12 protein-coding genes and 2 pseudogenes are annotated in these 17,111 nt (G+C 54.1%); 10 read left to right on the forward strand and 4 right to left on the reverse strand.

The genetic code is table 11. The features are described from left to right. Window positions 1-114 (forward strand): annotated as a pseudogene (locus HEQ61_RS09915) (IS5/IS1182 family transposase); the annotation flags it as partial. A gap of 91 nt (window positions 115-205) precedes the next feature. Here the strand turns inward: HEQ61_RS09915 and HEQ61_RS09920 are convergent. Next, window positions 206-1,030 (reverse strand): SapC family protein, encoded by an 825-nt coding sequence (locus HEQ61_RS09920; RefSeq protein WP_168021192.1) that lies wholly within the window; start codon window positions 1,028-1,030, stop codon window positions 206-208. 175 nt (window positions 1,031-1,205) lie between these two features. On the opposite strand from HEQ61_RS09920, the gene HEQ61_RS09925 reads away from it, so the two are divergent. From HEQ61_RS09925 to HEQ61_RS09935, 3 genes and pseudogenes are all read left to right on the forward strand, one after another. Next, window positions 1,206-2,162: a UDP-glucuronic acid decarboxylase family protein gene (locus tag HEQ61_RS09925; protein WP_322099245.1), complete on the forward strand. Its 957-nt coding sequence runs from the start codon at window positions 1,206-1,208 to the stop codon at window positions 2,160-2,162. 55 nt (window positions 2,163-2,217) lie between these two features. Further along, window positions 2,218-3,702: pseudogene (locus tag HEQ61_RS09930) on the forward strand (NAD-dependent succinate-semialdehyde dehydrogenase). After that, window positions 3,699-5,075, forward strand: a complete 1,377-nt coding sequence (locus HEQ61_RS09935) for an aminotransferase (RefSeq protein WP_168021194.1) — start codon at window positions 3,699-3,701, stop codon at window positions 5,073-5,075. Before HEQ61_RS09930 ends, HEQ61_RS09935 begins: the two are co-directional and overlap by 4 nt. Here HEQ61_RS09935 and betA read toward each other — a convergent pair. Together betA and betB are read right to left on the reverse strand one after the other, a co-directional pair. Next, the gene (gene betA, locus HEQ61_RS09940; protein ID WP_168021195.1) at window positions 4,984-6,729 is read right to left on the reverse strand and encodes a choline dehydrogenase; all 1,746 of its coding nucleotides are present in this window, start codon (window positions 6,727-6,729) and stop codon (window positions 4,984-4,986) included. The genes HEQ61_RS09935 and betA overlap by 92 nt on opposite strands. Before the next feature lie 30 nt (window positions 6,730-6,759). Then, complete coding sequence (betB, locus tag HEQ61_RS09945) at window positions 6,760-8,262, reverse strand: betaine-aldehyde dehydrogenase (RefSeq protein ID WP_168021196.1); 1,503 nt, start codon at window positions 8,260-8,262, stop codon at window positions 6,760-6,762. Between the two features lie 128 nt (window positions 8,263-8,390). Here betB and HEQ61_RS09950 point away from each other — a divergent pair, with 128 nt between their 5' ends. From HEQ61_RS09950 to HEQ61_RS09975, 6 genes are all read left to right on the forward strand, one after another. Further along, window positions 8,391-9,956, forward strand: coding sequence for a BCCT family transporter (locus HEQ61_RS09950; protein ID WP_168021197.1), 1,566 nt, complete (start codon window positions 8,391-8,393; stop codon window positions 9,954-9,956). Then, entirely contained in the window at window positions 9,953-10,837 is an 885-nt protein-coding gene (rfbA, locus tag HEQ61_RS09955) for a glucose-1-phosphate thymidylyltransferase RfbA (RefSeq protein WP_168021198.1), read from the forward strand. The genes HEQ61_RS09950 and rfbA overlap by 4 nt, the downstream gene beginning before the upstream one ends. 201 nt (window positions 10,838-11,038) lie before the next feature. After that, on the forward strand, window positions 11,039-12,790 hold the full coding sequence (locus tag HEQ61_RS09960) for a type I secretion system permease/ATPase (RefSeq protein ID WP_322099246.1): 1,752 nt from the start codon (window positions 11,039-11,041) through the stop codon (window positions 12,788-12,790). 93 nt (window positions 12,791-12,883) lie between these two features. Then, window positions 12,884-14,224 carry an HlyD family type I secretion periplasmic adaptor subunit gene (locus HEQ61_RS09965; RefSeq protein WP_168021199.1) on the forward strand — a complete coding sequence of 447 codons (1,341 nt, stop codon included), beginning with the start codon at window positions 12,884-12,886 and terminating at the stop codon, window positions 14,222-14,224. 540 nt (window positions 14,225-14,764) lie between these two features. Next, window positions 14,765-15,244 (forward strand): hypothetical protein, encoded by a 480-nt coding sequence (locus tag HEQ61_RS09970; protein ID WP_168021191.1) that lies wholly within the window; start codon window positions 14,765-14,767, stop codon window positions 15,242-15,244. A gap of 21 nt (window positions 15,245-15,265) precedes the next feature. Beyond that, the gene (locus tag HEQ61_RS09975) at window positions 15,266-16,285 is read left to right on the forward strand and encodes an autotransporter domain-containing protein (protein ID WP_168021200.1); all 1,020 of its coding nucleotides are present in this window, start codon (window positions 15,266-15,268) and stop codon (window positions 16,283-16,285) included. Window positions 16,286-16,338: 53 nt separating this feature from the next. Here the strand turns inward: HEQ61_RS09975 and HEQ61_RS09980 are convergent, their stop codons facing one another. Continuing rightward, complete coding sequence (locus tag HEQ61_RS09980) at window positions 16,339-17,094, reverse strand: hypothetical protein (protein ID WP_168021201.1); 756 nt, start codon at window positions 17,092-17,094, stop codon at window positions 16,339-16,341. Between the last annotated feature and the right edge of the window lie 17 nt (window positions 17,095-17,111).

Genomic DNA, 17,111 nt, shown 5'->3' on the forward strand with positions numbered 1-17,111 from the left:
AACGCCTTCTGTCGCATCAAGGACTTCCGCCGCGTCGCAACCCGCTATGACAAACTCGACAGAAACTTCCTCTCCGACGTCGCTCTCGCAACCCTCCTCGCATTCTGGATATGAGTAAGGCTGGAGCATAATTGATTTATTGGAGGTGCGGAGAGACCTCATTGCATGGCTTGCAACGAGGCATCCCCGTTGTTATTTGGTCTCTTCAGAACTTCAATTCGACATCCTGATTTTGTCCCATGTCCAGCATGTCTTCCAGTTTTGGTTTTTTGGCTTGTTGGCGTTCCATCTGGTCCTGGATGGTTGCGGCGCGTTGCAGGTTGTCGGTTTGTGCAAGACTGGCCAAGTGGTTGTAGATCAGCGGTAATGCGCCAACCTTGCGCAGACTGAGGAATGTCTCGTCTGACAGGTCATCAAGGGCCTCGGCATCAACCTGATACAGGTTCTTCATGTGCAGAGGCTTGTTATTTTTATTGATTGTAAGACTCCAGGGTTTGAGAAGTCCGGCCTTGGCAATGGCGGATAACTTGGCCCGTGTGTTGCCGTGATCGTTTGCAACTGCCGTCAAGAATTCAAGGCGCGTCTTCATGTCGGCCGACAAGCTGCCGTCATTCTCGAACAGCGGGCGTGCCTTGGGATCCTTGGTGGTGTCTGTCAGAAGTGGGCTGTTTTCATCAATGCATAAAACCAACTGGTCCTGTGCGTCCGGGGCGCGCATCAACCGGAAGGGTACGGCGCGCAAGACAGCGGGGATATAGCCGGCCAGCCATCGCCCATCCGGGGCGACAAACCAGTTTTCTCCTGCCGATACGGAATGAATGCTGACCAGTTCAAACTCTTGTTGGTCCTCAGGCGCATCCTTGGCTGAGACTTGCATGATGGCCACAGGAAAAAAGGCGGCGCAGCGGTGTGCCTCGGCGCTGACAATGGTCAGGATCGGGCTGCTGGCCGCAAAGGACCACCCCCTGTTTGTAATCAGTCCCAGGTTTTTGTGGTTCTCGACGCTAAGCGGGATCAGGGATTGGTGCATGATGGTGATTCCGGCAAATGCAGTGGGTTGATGGTGATGTACCGTATCAACATTCTACACGAGTTATCTGGCCTCAAAGAACGACAAACTTCATGATCTCCGATAGAGACGTATGGTTACATTCGCGTTACTATAATTGCGCTATTGTGCTGATACAAAATAAGGAAAGATGCGAGTGGTCCGTCGTGTCGGAGCAAAACGGGTTCTGGTAACCGGAGGAGCCGGATTTCTGGGGGTGCATCTGTGTACACAGTTGTTGCGACAAGGCTGCGAGGTCTTGTGTGTAGACAGTTTTCTGACCGGGCACCGCCCTGCTATGGATCATCTTCTGGGTGATCCGCATTTCACGGTTATGGACCATGACATTACATTGCCTCTGTCTGTTGATGTCGACGAGGTCTACAATCTTGCTTGCCCTGCTTCGCCTGTTCATTACCAGCGCGATCCTGTGCGCACGATCAGGACCTGTGTTCTGGGGGCAATGAATATGCTGGAGTTGGCACGCCAGTCTGGTGCCCGTATTTTTCAGGCATCAACATCTGAAGTCTATGGTGATCCCCGGCAGCATCCCCAGGATGAAACATATTGGGGGAATGTCAACCCAACTGGCGTCCGGTCTTGCTATGATGAGGGAAAGCGGTGTGCGGAGACCTTATTCTTTGACTACTTTCGTCAGTACAACCTTCCCATAAAGGTAGGACGCATTTTCAATACCTATGGTCCGGGTATGTGTCCGGATGATGGTCGGGTTGTGTCTAATTTTATTGTTCAGGCCTTGCGGGGAGATGATCTGACGCTGTTTGGTGATGGATCGCAAACCCGCAGCTTTTGTTATGTCTCGGATATGACAACGGCTTTGGTGCGGATGATGGAAATGCCGGTGGATGTCACGGGTCCCTTCAATCTGGGTAATCCAGAGGAAATCAGTGTCGCTGAACTGGCAGAGCGGGTCCTGCAGCTTACCGGTTCCTGTTCGCGTCTGGTTTTTTGTCCCATGCCCCCCGATGATCCTACCCGTCGTCAGCCTGATATTACGCGGGCCCGAAACATTCTGGGGTGGGAGCCTACGGTATCTCTTGAGGATGGGTTGCGGGAGACCATAGACTGGTTCCGTCACTCTCTGGATGTATAAACCAATCTTGGTGCCCCGGATGGGCCAGTGTTTGTTCCGGTAGACGAGAAAGCTCATGGCGATTTCAGCTCTTCATAATCCAGACTTGTTTCGCCATGAAGGCTTTGTTGGTGGGGTCTGGAAGCCTTCGGTCAGTGGTCGTGTGTTTCCTGTCGTTGATCCAGCAGATCAGTCTGTTCTGGTTGAGGTCGCGGATATGGGGGGCCAGGATGCGCTTGACGCCATCACCGCCGCCCATAATGCGCAGGAGGCATGGAAGCAGCGCCCGGCTGCCGAGCGTGCTGACGTGTTGCGGGCATGGTTTGAACTGATCACTTGTGCTCGCGACGATTTGGCCTTGTTGATGACGGCAGAGCAGGGAAAGCCTTTGGCCGAGGCGCGGGGTGAGGTGACCTATGCTGCCAGTTTTGTCCAATGGTTTGCAGAGGAAGCGCGCCGGGCCTACGGTGATGTTATCCCCTCCCCGTTGCGTGATCGGCGCCTTCTTGTCTTGAAGGAACCGGTTGGTGTTGTGGCCGCCATTACACCGTGGAATTTTCCGGCTGCGATGATAACCCGCAAATGTGCGCCGGCCTTGGCAGCCGGATGTTCTGTGGTGATAAAGCCTGCCGGTGAGACACCCCTGTCAGCACTGGCGTTAGCTGTGTTGGCTGAGCAGGCTGGCTTCCCCCCCGGCGTCCTGAATGTTCTCCCCTCTTCGCGTAGTGCCGAGATCGGGGCCGTCCTGACCCGCGATCCTCGCGTGCGGAAGCTGTCTTTTACGGGATCGACCAGGGTTGGAAAGATCCTCATGCAGCAGTGTGCGGAGACAGTGAAGAAGGTATCGCTGGAGCTGGGTGGAAATGCTCCGTTCATCGTGTTTGATGATGCGGATCTGGATGCTGCTATGGCGGGTGCCTTGGCATCAAAGTATCGCAATACAGGCCAGACCTGTGTGTGTGCAAACCGCTTCCTGATCCAGGAAGGGATCTATCCAGCTTTCGCGGACTGCTTTGCAAAGGCTGTTGCGGGTTTGCGTGTCGGCCCGGGTGCGGCAGAGGGAGTATCCTAGGGGCCTCTGATTACGATGGAAGCCTTGCAGAAAGTTGAAGGCTTGGTCAATGAAGCCAAGGCTCAAGGGGCCCGCGTTCTGGTTGGTGGTGCGCGCCATGCCTTGGGAGGGACATTTTTCGAGCCTACCGTTCTGGGTGATGTCCAGCCTTCCATGCGTGCTGTATCCGAGGAAATTTTCGGGCCTGTTGCCCCTCTGATCCGGTTCCGGGACGAGGTGGAGGCCATTCGCATGGCCAATGATACGCCCTTTGGGCTTGCAGCCTATTTTTATACTCGCGATATCGGGCGCATCTGGCGTGTGTCCGAAGCTCTGGAGTACGGTATCATTGGTATCAACGAGGGGATTGTCTCGACCGAAGTCGCACCGTTTGGCGGCATGAAAGAGTCTGGTATCGGGCGTGAGGGGTCGCGTTATGGTCTGGATGAATTCATGGAGGTCAAGTACCTCTGCCTTGGCGGCTTACAGGGCCAGGGAGACCTGCCATGATTTCGAATACCTTGCGTGATGCGGATCTGCGTCACGTTCTGCACCCCTATACCAATCTGGTTGCACATGAAAAGAAGGGTCCCTTTGTCATTGTCCGTGGCGAGGGTGTCCGCGTGTTTGACGAGGCGGGGAAGGAATATATTGAGGGAATGTCGGGGTTATGGTGCGCCTCCTTGGGTTTTACCCAGCCCCGGCTTCGTGATGCAGCCATGCGCCAGATGGATACCCTGCCCTTCTTCCATCAGTTTGCATCCAAGTCCCATCCCCCCGGTATCCGTCTTGCTGAACGCCTGGTTGCCATGGCTCCGGTGCCGATGGCGCGGGTTTTCTTTGCCAATTCTGGCTCCGAGGCCAACGATACGGTTGTCAAGATTGTTCGCTACATCAACCATGTCATGGGACGTCCGCACAAGAAGAAGATTATATCCCGTCATCGTGCCTATCATGGTGTGACACTGGCATCCGCCAGTCTGACCGGCCTGCCCGCCAATCACCGGGCTTTTGATCTGCCTATGCCCGGTGTTTTGCATGTCACGTGCCCGCACTTTTACCGCGAGGCCTCCCCTGACGAGGATGAAGGCCGGTTTGTCGAGCGGCTGGCGATGGAGCTGGAGCAGATGATCCAGTCTGAAGGGCCGGATACCATTGCGGCCTTCTTTGCCGAGCCTGTGATGGGTGCTGGCGGCGTTATTATTCCGCCGGCTGGATACTTCCCCAGAATCCAGGCTATTCTCGACAAGTACGATATTTTGCTGGTTGCTGACGAGGTTATCTGTGGTTTTGGCCGTACCGGGAACCCGTGGGGCAGCCAAACTTTTGATCTGAAGCCCGACATCATCACATCGGCCAAGGCGCTGTCGGCGGCGTGGATGCCTATAGCGGCCGTCATGGTCAGCCAGAAAGTTTGGGAGCCCCTGCAACGCGGTGCCGGAGAGATTGGTACCTTTGGCCACGGCTTCACATATTCGGGGCACCCCGTTGCAGCAGCCGTTGCGCTTGAAGCACTGGATATCTATGAGCAGGACGGTATCTTTGAGCGTGTTGGCTCTCTTTCAGGCCGTTTTCTTGCCCATCTGCACGCCTTCTCGGATCATCCCCTGATTGGTCACGTCCGGGGTGTTGGTTTGATTGGTGCCCTTGAACTGGCTGCGGACAAGGAAACCCGCACACCTTTCGACCCTGCCCGGGCGATGGCTGCCTCTCTGGTTGATGCGTGTCAGGAGGAAGGGTTGATCCTGCGCGCTTTGGCGGGCGATATCGTTGCGTTTTGTCCGCCGCTGGTTATATCCCCGGATGACCTGGATGTGATGTTTGAGCGGTTCCGGCGGGCTCTGGAGCGCTGGACCTTGCAGATCCATCCATCGCCTTTCTGAGTTCGGGACAGGTGTGGAATGTGGCCTTGCTTGCGGGCAAAGCTGTTTTCCCCCGCATACTGTCGGCGATCTTTTCCGCCATCATGATGGTGGTTGCGTTCAGGTTACCGGTGATGATCTGTGGCATGATCGATGCGTCGACAACCCGCAGGCCCTGCAAACCATGCACCCTGCCCTGCCCATCCACCACTGCGAGATCATCATTGCCCATACGGCAGGTCCCACACGGGTGATAGGCGGTTTCAGCATTTCTGCGCACGAAATCATCCATGGAGCGGTCGTTGTCAACGCCGGGTCCGGGGCTTATCTCTTCGCCCCGGCAGAAATCCAGTGCCGACTGGCTCATGATATGGCGGGTGATCCGTATAGCATCACGGAATTCCTCCCAATCCTGTCTTGAACTCATGTAGTGGAAAACAATTCCGGGCGGGGCGGCCGGATCCTTGGACGTAATGTATACCCTGCCCCGGCTGGGAGAGCGCATGGAGCCGACATGGGCCTGAAATCCGTGTGCCTTGAATGCACTGCGGCCATCATAGCGGATGGCCAAGGGCAGAAAGTGGTACTGTATGTTTGGCCACAGGAACCTGGTGCTGGAGCGTATGAAACCCCCGGCTTCAAAGTGGTTGCTGGCACCGATCCCGTCCCCCATGAAAAGCCAGCGTGCACCGATGCCCGGCCAGTTACGCCATTGCAGGGCCGGGTACAGCGAAATGGGTCGGGTGCAGCTGTATTGCATGTATATCTCAAGATGATCCTGAAGATTTTCCCCTACGCCGGGAAGGTCCTCCACAACCGGAATGCCGATGGAATCAAGCAGGGAAGAGGAGCCAACACCTGATCGCTGCAGGATTTGGGGGGATCCAATAGCGCCGGCACATACAACCGTCTCACGCCGTGCCCTTATGGTAACAGGTGTGGGGTTCGTCTTGTGTAGCAGCTGAATGCCCATCGCCCGTTGACCGGAAAACAGGATACGGTCGACCAGTGTTCCGGTCATGATGTGGAGGTTCCTGCGGTGGCGTGCCTGGTCCAGCCAGCCCCGGGATGTGCTGCAGCGTCGGCCATGAGCCGTTACGGTCCGGTCCATTGGGCCGAAGCCTTCCTGCTGATATCCGTTCAGATCATCTGTTCGTGGATATCCTGCCTGTACAGCAGCTTCTACCATGGCGGCGAACAGGGGATTGTTGTCAGGCTTGGGCGTGGTGACATGCAGGGGGCCTGCGTCACCGTGGTAGTCATTGGCACCTGTATCGCGGGTCTCGGACTTGCGGAAATACGGCAGGCAGTGTTGGTATGACCAGTCAGCCAGACCCGGCTGGCTGGCCCAGGTATTGAAATCCATGGGGTTGCCCCGGATATAGCACATGCCATTGATCAGGGATGATCCCCCCAGACCCTTGCCGCGACTGCAATCCATGCGGCGGCCCTCCATGTATGGTTCCGGGTCGGTTCTATAGCCCCAGTTGTAGCGGTCTCCCTGCAAGGGCCAGGCCAGTGCTGCCGGCATCTGGGTCCGGATATCCATGCGCCAGTCTGGTCCTCCTGCCTCAACCAAAAGAACCTGACGGTTGCTGTCCTCGCTGAGGCGGGCTGCCAGTACGGCACCGGCGGAACCAGCGCCAATAATGATGTCGTCAACCTCGTCGAGCATGAGCCCCCTTCCCCGTATGATTACCGTGCTTCAGAAAGCCGGGTTGAAGCGCCCCATCTCAACCTGAATCGATTTGACACGTGTGTGTCGCAACAGTGTCTCCAGTCCATTTTCGGAACCAATGCCGGATTGATGAAAACCACCTACGGGCATAGCCGCCGGGGACTCTCCCCATGTATTGATCCAGCAAATCCCGGCTTCCAGAGCATGGGTCATGCGGTGAGCACGCGTAAGATCTGGTGTTACGACACCGGCAGCAAGACCATAGGGTGTTGCATTCGCACGACCTATCACCTCTTCTTCGGTGTCGTAGGTCAGGATGCTCATGACCGGGCCAAAGATTTCCTCTTGGGCTATGGTCATTGTATCTTCAACATTCGTGAAAACGGTTGGCTCGACAAAAAAGCCACGGTCGAAGGGAGGGGTCGTCATACGGTTGCCTCCACATAGAAGCTGCGCCCCCTCTTCTTGCCCCTTGTTGATCAACCCCAGAACTTTTTCCATGTGCTCCAAGCTGATCAGGGAGCCAAAGTTTACGTCCGGTGCCAGTGGGTGGCCGGGGCGTATGGAGCGGATACGATCCAGGATTCGGTATTCGATTTCTTGCTTCAGACAGCGAGGGACAAACACACGGGTTCCGTTTGTGCAGACTTGCCCGCTGCTGAAGAAATTTGCAGTCACAGCAATGGCGGCGGCCAGATCAGGGTCTGCATCGCCAGCAACAATCAGGGGCGATTTGCCGCCCAGTTCCATGGTGATGTCTTTCAGGGTTGCGGCAGCCGCAGCCATAACGGTTCGTCCGGTTCTGGTTCCACCCGTAAAGGATACCTTGGCAACGGCAGGATGTCTTACCAGCCATTGCCCTACATCCGGTCCAGTACCGTTCACGACATTGAAGACACCATCGGGGAGGCCGGCTTCGGTATAGACAGAGGCAAGCTGAAGGGTACCAAGCGGTGTCAGCTCGCTGGGCTTGAAGACCATGGCATTGCCTGCAGCCAAGGCTGGGGCAGACTTCCATACAGCAATCTGCAAAGGGTAATTCCACGCACCAACGCCGGCAACAACGCCCAAGGGTTCCCGTCGTGTATAAACAAAACTGTCCCGCCGCAGGGGGATTTGGGAACCTTCCAAGGCGGGTATCAGCCCGGCATAGTATTCCAGAACCTCAGCACCGCTTGCAATGTCAACCGTGCGTGTTTCTGAGAGGGGGCGTCCTGTATCAAGTGACTCGATCAAAGCCAGATCATTGTTTCGGTCACGCAGGATGCTGGCTGCACGCATCAGGACACGGGTCCGTTCCGCTGCACTTTTTTCAGCCCATACCTTTTGCCCTTCTACGGCGGATTGTACAGCTCGGTCCACGTCAGGGCGGTCAGCGCAATGAACAGCAGCGAGCTGTTCGCCATCAGCAGGGCATATCGTGATGATCCGTTGTCCGGATCCCTCTGTGCCGTTGCGTCCGTTGATATAGAGGCCGTGTTCTCCGAAGCGGAAAGCAGACGGCGTGTTGTGGCGTTTAACGGCAGTCATCGAGATATCCAGCCAAGGAGGTCCTTGATTATTTACGAGAACGCAATTAGCGTTGACAACTATAAATCGTAATTCTGTGTGGGTCGTTGTACCTGCCTTCGAGGACAGCAAAAGAGGAAACGGACTTGATGAGCGGTGTCTTTCCCGCTGAAGCGCGTCTGACGGCCCGTGTCAATATACCTGTTTTCGCTGGTGCTTCAGTCCTGACAGGTGTTTTTGTTCTCTTCCTCCTGCTGTTTCCGGAGCGCTCTGGTCTTCTGATGGAAGAGATCCGCCTTTTGGTCTGTAAGACTTTCGGCTGGTATTACATGCTGGTCGCAGCAACGTGTCTTTTCTTTGTTCTCTGGTTGGCCTGCTCCCGGTTTGGGGGGCTTCGTCTGGGGCGTGACGGAGAAGAACCCGAGTTCGGTTTTTTCTCTTGGTCGGGTATGTTATTTTCATCCGGAATTGGTGTGTCACTGCTCTACTTTGCCGTTTCCGAACCTGTTGACCATTTCCTTAGACCGCCCGAGGGGATGCCATCAACGCCGCAGGCTGCGCGACAGGCCATGCAACTGACGTTTCTGCACTGGGGTCTGCATGGCTGGGCCATGTATGCACTGGTTGGTATTGCTGTTGGTTATGGTGTCTGGCGTCACCGTTACCCACTGGCCTTGCGCACGGCCCTGATCCCTGTGCTTGGGGAGGCCCGCTCCAACGGCTGGGGTGGTCATTTACTTGATGCTTTTGGTATTCTGGTCACAATCCCCGGTCTGGTCACCAATCTGATTATTGGCGCGATGTTGGTTGCATCCGGATCTGGTTATCTTTTGGGGATGGATCCTTCCCGGACCATGTTGACGACCATTGTTCTGCTTATGAGTGGGTGTGCAGCGTTTATTGCTGTGGTTGGCGTACGAAGGGGTATCTCGCGGGTTTCGAATCTTAATGTTGTTCTGTTTCTTGTCCTGCTTGGACTTGTGCTCCTGCACGGTGATGTTGCCATGATTCTGGGGCGTTTTGTCCAGAATATGGGCGATTATCTGGATGGTCTTCTCCTCAAGACGTTTGATCTGTATGCCTATGCAGAACCTGTAGAAGGGTACGGGGACGATGGATGGGTTGGCCGTTGGACGGTTTTTTTCTGGGCTTGGTGGATGTCGTGGGCTCCTTTTGTTGGCCTGTTTATTGCCCGTATTTCAAGGGGGCGTACGGTTCGTGAGGTTGTGTTGGGGGTACTGTCCATTCCATTGATTTGTACATTTGCCTTTCATGCTGTTCTGGGCAACATGGCTTTGGATCTTGTTATGAGTGGGGCTGATGGGCTGGCCTCTGTTGCCCTGAAACAGGCGGATATGTCCTTGTATGTTTTTCTGCAGCATTACCCTTTCTCAGGCCCCATGATTTTCTTTGCTGTTGTTACATGCTTTGTCCTTTTTCTGACGCCTGCCGAATCAGGTGCCATCATGTTGGCGGACTTGTCCCGTCTGGGCGGACAAATAGGGCGCGACGCTTCGATGTGGCTTCGTCTGTTCTGGTCTTTGGTCGTAACGTTGGTGGCCTTGGGGTTGTTGTTTGCCGGTGACTTCGTGGCTATGCAGGCGACGGTTGTTCTGGCAGCCCTGCCGTTTTCGTGTGTACTGTTTCTTTTCCTTGTCGGGTTGATGCGGTGGATGCAGGACGACCCGGATGGTGTGGCACGGGGGGAATCATGAAGGGGATCATTCTGGCAGGGGGGACCGGATCCAGGCTTTATCCGGCAACAAAAGCCGTTTCCAAACAGGCATTGCCTGTCTACGACAAGCCGATGATCTATTATTCACTCAGCACATTGATGCTGGCGGGGCTTCGTGAGATCCTGGTTATCACAACTCCGCGAGACTCAGGGTTGTTCCGTGCTCTTCTGGGCGATGGAAAGAAGTGGGGCATCGCGATAGAGTATGCTGAACAGGAAAAGCCCGGCGGGCTGGCGCAAGCCTTCTTGATTGGGGCGGATTTTATTGGCGACAGCAATTGCGCCCTGATTCTGGGTGATAACATTTTTCATGGCCATGGACTGGGTGACATGCTGCGCCGTGCCGTTGACAGAACCTTCAATGGTCTTCACGGGGCAACAGTCTTTGCGTATCACGTTGCAGACCCGTCTCGTTACGGCGTGATTACCATGGATGGAGATAGCCAAGCTATTTCAATTGAAGAGAAGCCATCCAAGCCCAAGTCCCACTGGGCTGTCACGGGGCTCTATTTCTATGACAGCCGGGTGATTGATGTGGCTTCAACGCTCAAGCCAAGCTCTCGTGGTGAGCTTGAGATAACAGATATCAATACGTGGTACCTGCGTGATGGAACCTTGGCTGTTGAAACCATGGGGAGAGGATACGCGTGGTTCGATACCGGGACTCATGAGAGTCTGCTGGAGGCCAGCTCCTATGTTCATACGATCGATAAACGGCAGGGCTTCAAGGTTGCCTGTCCGGAAGAAGTTGCATTCCGTATGGGCTATATTGACTCCGCGCAACTCAATCGTCTGGCGCGTGAGCTTGGGGGTAGCAGTTATGGACAATATCTTGCGGATATTGTCGCAAAAGGCGCCTGAGTGATCAGGCATTTCAATTGTAAGCACTCTATCTGATCGCGACCAGAAGATGCTTACGTTCTATTTTGTCTTGCAATCTTAGACGTTATTAGGCTTCATTTAACTACCTGTGTTAGATTGTGCTCCCGGTGCAAGGCCCAGGAGTTGTATTTGTACTTATGCCTTTTTTCAGAGATGAGGCAGTGTGCGGAGTGTCGTCCTGTGGATTTTTCAGCGCGGTTACCTTTTTCTGGCGGCAAGGCACCGGCAACAGATCTTGACAATGCCTTGAGAAGTGCTCGTGGCGGGTTTTATGCTACGGCGGGGTTCAGTTTTTTTATCAATCTGCTTCTCTTTGTTTCACCCATTTATATGCTTCAGGTTTATGACCGCGTCCTGAGCAGTCGGTCGACGCCCACCTTGGTCATGATTACTCTCGCTGCTCTTTTTGCGCTTGTGGTGATGGCCGTTCTTGAGGCCATTCGTTCACGTGTTCTTGTTCGTACAGGTCTGCAAATTGACCGGGCCCTGAATAGAAGGGTTTTTGCATCTGTTTTCCGTCATACCGTGCGTCATCCCGAAGGCAGTCAATCGCAAGCCTTGCGTGATATTGACAGTTTGCGGGAATTCCTGACAGGCCCCGGGCTTCTCGCCTTTTGTGATGCGCCTTGGGTTCCCCTGTTTCTTGGGCTTTGTTTTGTCATGCACCCGATGATTGGCTTGGTTGCCCTTTTTGGTGCCATCGTTATTTTTGGGTTGGCGCTGGCAAATAATCTGGTTACCAGGACACCTCTCAGGGATGCGTCTGCGCAGTCGATTGCGGCCAGTCGCTTTGTCTCCGGGTCGTTGCGCAATGCTGAAGTGTTGCAGGCCATGGGGATGCTTGGCCCGCTCCTGGATCGCTGGTTGGTCAAGCACCGTGGTGTCTTGTCCTGCCAAGCCCGTGCATCCGATGCCGCATCGGCTCTTCTGGCTGTATCAAAGGCTTTTCGTCTTGCGTTGCAGACCGCGATCCTGGGCGTTGGGGCATGGTTGGCCATACAGAATGAAATCAGCCCCGGTATGATGATTGCTGCTTCGATTATCATGGGGCGTGCCCTGTCGCCTGTCGAACTGGCGGTAGCCAACTGGAAAGGATTCCTGAACGCACGATCTGCCTTTGACCGTGTTCAGACCCTGTTGCGCTCTACTCCCGAAGACAAGGAACGTATGGCGCTTCCCCGTCCGGATGGCCGGGTGTCCCTGCAGGGGGTATTTGTGGTGCCTCCGGGGGGCAGCCAGCCGGTTCTGCGTGGTGTCTCCTTTGATCTTGATCCCGGTGATGTTCTGGGAGTGATCGGGCCGTCGGCAGCTGGAAAGTCAACGTTGGCCCGCATTCTGGTTGGTGTGTGGCAGGCCCAGCAGGGAACGGTCCGTCTGGATGGCAATGATATTCGTACGTGGGACCAGGAAGCGCTTGGGCCACATCTGGGATACCTGCCACAGGATGTTGAACTGTTTGATGGTTCTGTCGCTGAGAACATTGCGCGTTTCGGAGACATCGATTCCGGGCGCGTGATCGAGGCGGCAACGCGTGCGGGCGTTCATGAAATGATCCAGAAACTGCCGGAGGGTTATGATACCCCTGTCGGGACCGGTGGTATGGCTCTTTCCGGCGGGCAACGGCAGAGAATTGCCTTGGCCCGCGCCCTGTATAACAACCCTGCTTTTGTTGTGATGGATGAACCCAATGCCAGCCTGGATAATGATGGAGAAGCTGCTCTGATGGCTGCCATTCAGGTCATGAAGCAGGCTGGCCAAACTGTGGTTATCATTACGCACAAGCCATCTGTCCTCCAAGTGGTGGACAAGGTGTTGGTATTGCGCGGTGGCACTGTTGAAATGATGGGCCCCCGTTCCGAAGTCCTGGCGCGCTTTGTGCGGCCGACGGCTGTCCCCCCCAATGCGGCTTCATCCGCTTCATCTTTGGCTTGATAACACATGAATGCCGTGAACAACCCTAGCCCTGTACCACCTAAAGAACAAGCAGGCCCGGCACCCGTGCCTGCTTTGGAGGCCCCTCCCCCCGTGCCCGTGGTTGCTGCTCCGGGAGGGGGTGGTTCCGGGGATGTGATGGACGCATTTGAGACGCCTATGCAACCAGCCAGAATCGGCTGGATTGTTGTTGGCCTGTTTTTTGGTGTTCTAGGAACATGGAGTGCGGTTGCACCCTTGGCTTCTGCTGTGGTTGCCCCAGGTACGGTTGTGGTCGAAAGCAATCGTAAGGCAATCCAGCATCTGGAAGGTGGCATTGTATCCGAAATTCTGGTGCGCGATGGCGATGTGGTGCAGGGTGGGGATGTCCTTTTGCGTTTGGAGCAAACGCAGGCCAAAGCCAATGCAGACATGCTGATGAACCAGTACTACAACCATCGTGCGGTTGAGGCCCGTTTGCAGGCCGAGTTGGAAGGGCATGAACGGATCGAATTTCCGGCGGACCTCTTGTCAGTAGCGTGGCAGCAATCATCTATTCAGGGAATTCTTGATGGTCAGGTGCGCCAGTTTGATGAACGGCGCCGTTCTCTCGATAATCAGGTTTCCATTCTTCAGGCTCGTATTGAACAGTACCATCAGGAAATTGAGGGCTTGAAAGTACAGAAGAAATCTGGTGACCGGCAGGTGGCTATTTACAAGGATGAGCTTGTTGGCTTGCGTGAGCTGTATGAGAAAGGGTGGTATCCGCGCACCCGCATTTTGTCCATGGAGCGCGAAGTTGCGCGGCTTCAGGGTGATATTGGCGCCCAAGTGGCCTCTGTCGCGCGTGCAGAGAAGGGTATTGGTGAAGCCGAGCTGCAGATTATACAAACCCGGCAGCGGTTCAAGGAGGAGGCTGTTGCTCAGCTGCGGGACATTCAGCAGCAGCTTGCTGATCTGAAAGAACGTGGCACCGTAGCAACCAATATCTTGGGGCGTACAGAGATCAAGGCGTCCCAAGATGGCGTTGTCCAGAATCTGAAGGTACATACGGTTGCCGGGGTGGTGCGTCCAGGGGAGACCCTGATGGAAATTGTTCCGGAGAAAGACCGCTTGGTTATTGATGCTGAGGTTTCCCCGGTTGACATTGACTCCGTTCATGCAGGACAGGAGGCCGAGGTTCGCTTCTCGTCCTTCCAGTCACGTTCCATTCCGACCATTACGGGGACTGTTTTGACTGTTTCTGCAGACCGTTTGATTGATGAGCGGATGGGGATCCCTTACTACACTGTGCGTGTTGAAGTTCCGGATACCGAATTGGTGAAGCTGGGCAACAACCGTCTTCAAGCCGGTATGCCCGCTGAGGTTTTGATCCAGACCGGGGAACGTACGGTTCTTGATTATTTTATCAGGCCGCTGCGTGATTCCATGACACGTGCAATGGTCGAGAAATAACGGTCCTTAGGTTTTGTGCCCCCATCCTCTGTTCTCTAGCAGTGATGGGGGCGTTTTTATGCTGCCTGGTCTCTATCTGGCACGCTGTTTATATGTTGCGGATCAGTCGCCCATTGTCTTGCAAGAGCAAGGGCTGTTCGTATCATTTTTGTGCGTTTATTTCCGCATTCTTGCTGAGTTCAATTACACTCTTAAGTGTTTCATTCCAGACATATCTACCATAGAGTGCTGCTTGGGGTTGGGTAGCTACGGTGTGAGCAACCCGTCTGGTGCTGAAAAGAAGACACAAAGGGGGCGTGTGTGTTCAGGGCAAGATGTGTTTTTGCTGCCTTTTTGGCTGTAGGGTCTTCCTGCGCTTATGGGGCAAATGTTGTTACTGTATTTACTCTTGATAATGGTGTCGCCGGGGTTCAATCAGGAGCATTCTCAATAGGTAGTTCAACGCTACAGAATATTAATAACTTATCTGGTTCTGGGAATACATTTTACTATATGTCTCAATTCTTTGAGCCATCATTAAGTGGTACGTATATATTTGGTATGTCATCTGCTCCTATTGATACGGTTCTGGTTCTGTATCAAGGAGATTTTAATTCTTCAAACGCAATTAGTAATGCCCTGGACTTGAATGATGATTATGATGGTGTGCGGCCAGATGGCGTAACCATCATGACCTGTGGTGATCAAGCGACAACGTGTCCGCAGCTTACACAGGATCTTTTGCAGGGTACGCACTATACCGTTGTTGTAACAACCTATTCAGCTGCTACGTCTATTCCGCCTCCTATTACCTTCTATGTGTATGGTGAGCCTGTTGGTGTTGGTGGTGAGGTTCCTGTTGACCCTGGCATCGGTGGTGGTTCTGGCGGTGGTTCTGGCGGTGGTTCGACAGGCACGGGTGGTGGCAGTTCCACTGGCTCTGGCGGTGGTTCGAGCAGCACAGGAGGTGGAGGCTCCTCTCCTTCTCTGTCCGACGTTCTGGCGGGGCAAGGCAGTTCGCCTGCTCTTGGAGCTGCCTAGGTTATTGAACGCAGTACAAAGTTGAAGGCCTTGTTTGTTGTTTCTGGTTTTACAACCAATCAGCAGGTTGTTCGTGCTGTTTCCCAAACCCTGCCTCTGTTGACAGGTGGTTCCATTATGGCAACGCAGTCTTCTCTATCCGGGATTAACAAGATTATTCAGGCGCGTATTGACGGTAATAGAGGGCTGTCTTCGGGGGATGGTTTTTTTGAAGATCGTTACATCTGGATGAAGCCGTTCGGTTCGTGGGCACGTCAAAATGACCATAAGGGCGTTGCCGGATACAGGATGGATGCACGTGGTTTGGTTGCTGGAATTGATGGTGCTGTCTCACCTGCCTTGCGCCTTGGGCTTGCCTTTGCCTATGCGGATGTAAGAATCAAGAACAACAGAATTCTCGCTCCCCAGAAACTGGGCATTGCAACTCACCAATTGGTGGCCTACGGAAGTTATAATCTTGATCACAGAACAGAACTAAATGTTCAGGCAGATATCGGTCTTAACCGGAACAAGGGAAACAGGGCGATAGAGTTTACGGCCTCCCAGGCATCTTCTTCCTACCAGAGCCAGGTTGCCCATGCGGGTGCAGGTATTGGTCGGTCTTACCCCGTTGGGGCGGGGTGGTCTTTTAGTCCATCTGTTCGTGCTGACTATACCTGGATACGTGACAGCTCTTATCTGGAAACCGGCGCCGGGGTTCTGAATCTGGATGTAAAGTCGCGCAGTGCGAAGTCATTCCTGATGAGTACTGACAGCAAGATATCGTATCATGTCAGTGATTCTGTAACGCTGACGGGGCAGTTAGGTCTGGGATATGATGCCTTTAACGAGCGTTCATCGATTACGGCTACATTTGCAGGAGAGCCGGGTTCTTCCTTTATCACCCAAGGAACACCTGCCGTTCCTTGGGTGACAACGGCAGGCTTGGGGATGCGCTATAGAACGGATGAAAGCATGGAAATAACCGGGCGCTATGACAGCGAGTATCGTGGTGGCTTTTCAAGTCAGTCGGCGTCAATAAAGGTGCGCTGGACTTTCTGAACAATATGCCCACCCCCCAAGAGGATCGGGGACCTCTTGGGGGGCAATAAGCCTCAGGGCACCAGATTATGGTGGTGCTCTTCCTCTTCCTCTCGTTGTTTCTCTTCCCGCTCAATGCGTATCTTTTTGGTTGTTGCCTCCAGACTGTCCTTGCTTGCTATCAGGCGTGCATAAAGATCTTGGAAATTGAATTCAAAGAAAACCCAATTATGGTGGGCGAAGAGAGCAAGCCTTCCTGACATTCTTTCTATTTTATCTTCTATAAAGGCAATGTCCTGCTCTTTTTGCTCAAGATCTTCCAGAGTGTATTCCCTTTCCTCAATGCCACTCTGTATTTCCCGTGTCATATTCTCCGCTTCATTGATCATATCCTGATAATACTTCAGGCTTAGCTCTTCATTTGATGGATCCAATATCTCGACATCCGGAACCATGTCATGGGCATCAGAAAGAATGGACAGGAGTGTCCCTTTCTCTGCCTCACTCTGGTAGACGCTTTGCTCCACGCTTTCGTCATCATCGCCGGGGAAGGTAATGGTTTTGTTTTGTTGAACGTAGTTGGCAACGTCCAGAAGCGTATCTGCGTCGACGGTTGCCCTGCAAACAGGACACCTTGGAGGTAGCTTATAGTCATCCCCGACGGGGGAGAATGACAGTACAGCACATGTAACGTGGATGGGGTAGAGGTCGTGCGCACCATGTCCGCAAGTCAGCCGGAGGAACTCTCCACCACTGCCGCCCATGCAGATGGTGCATTCGTCCGGATGTGTATGGGGTGTCGTGTCAAAACCGTTCCATATTCTCTTCATTGTGTAGCCTTTGCGCA

The sequence above is a fragment of the Haematospirillum sp. H4485 genome (genome assembly GCF_012102745.1).
GTDB lineage: Bacteria > Pseudomonadota > Alphaproteobacteria > Rhodospirillales > Rhodospirillaceae > Haematospirillum.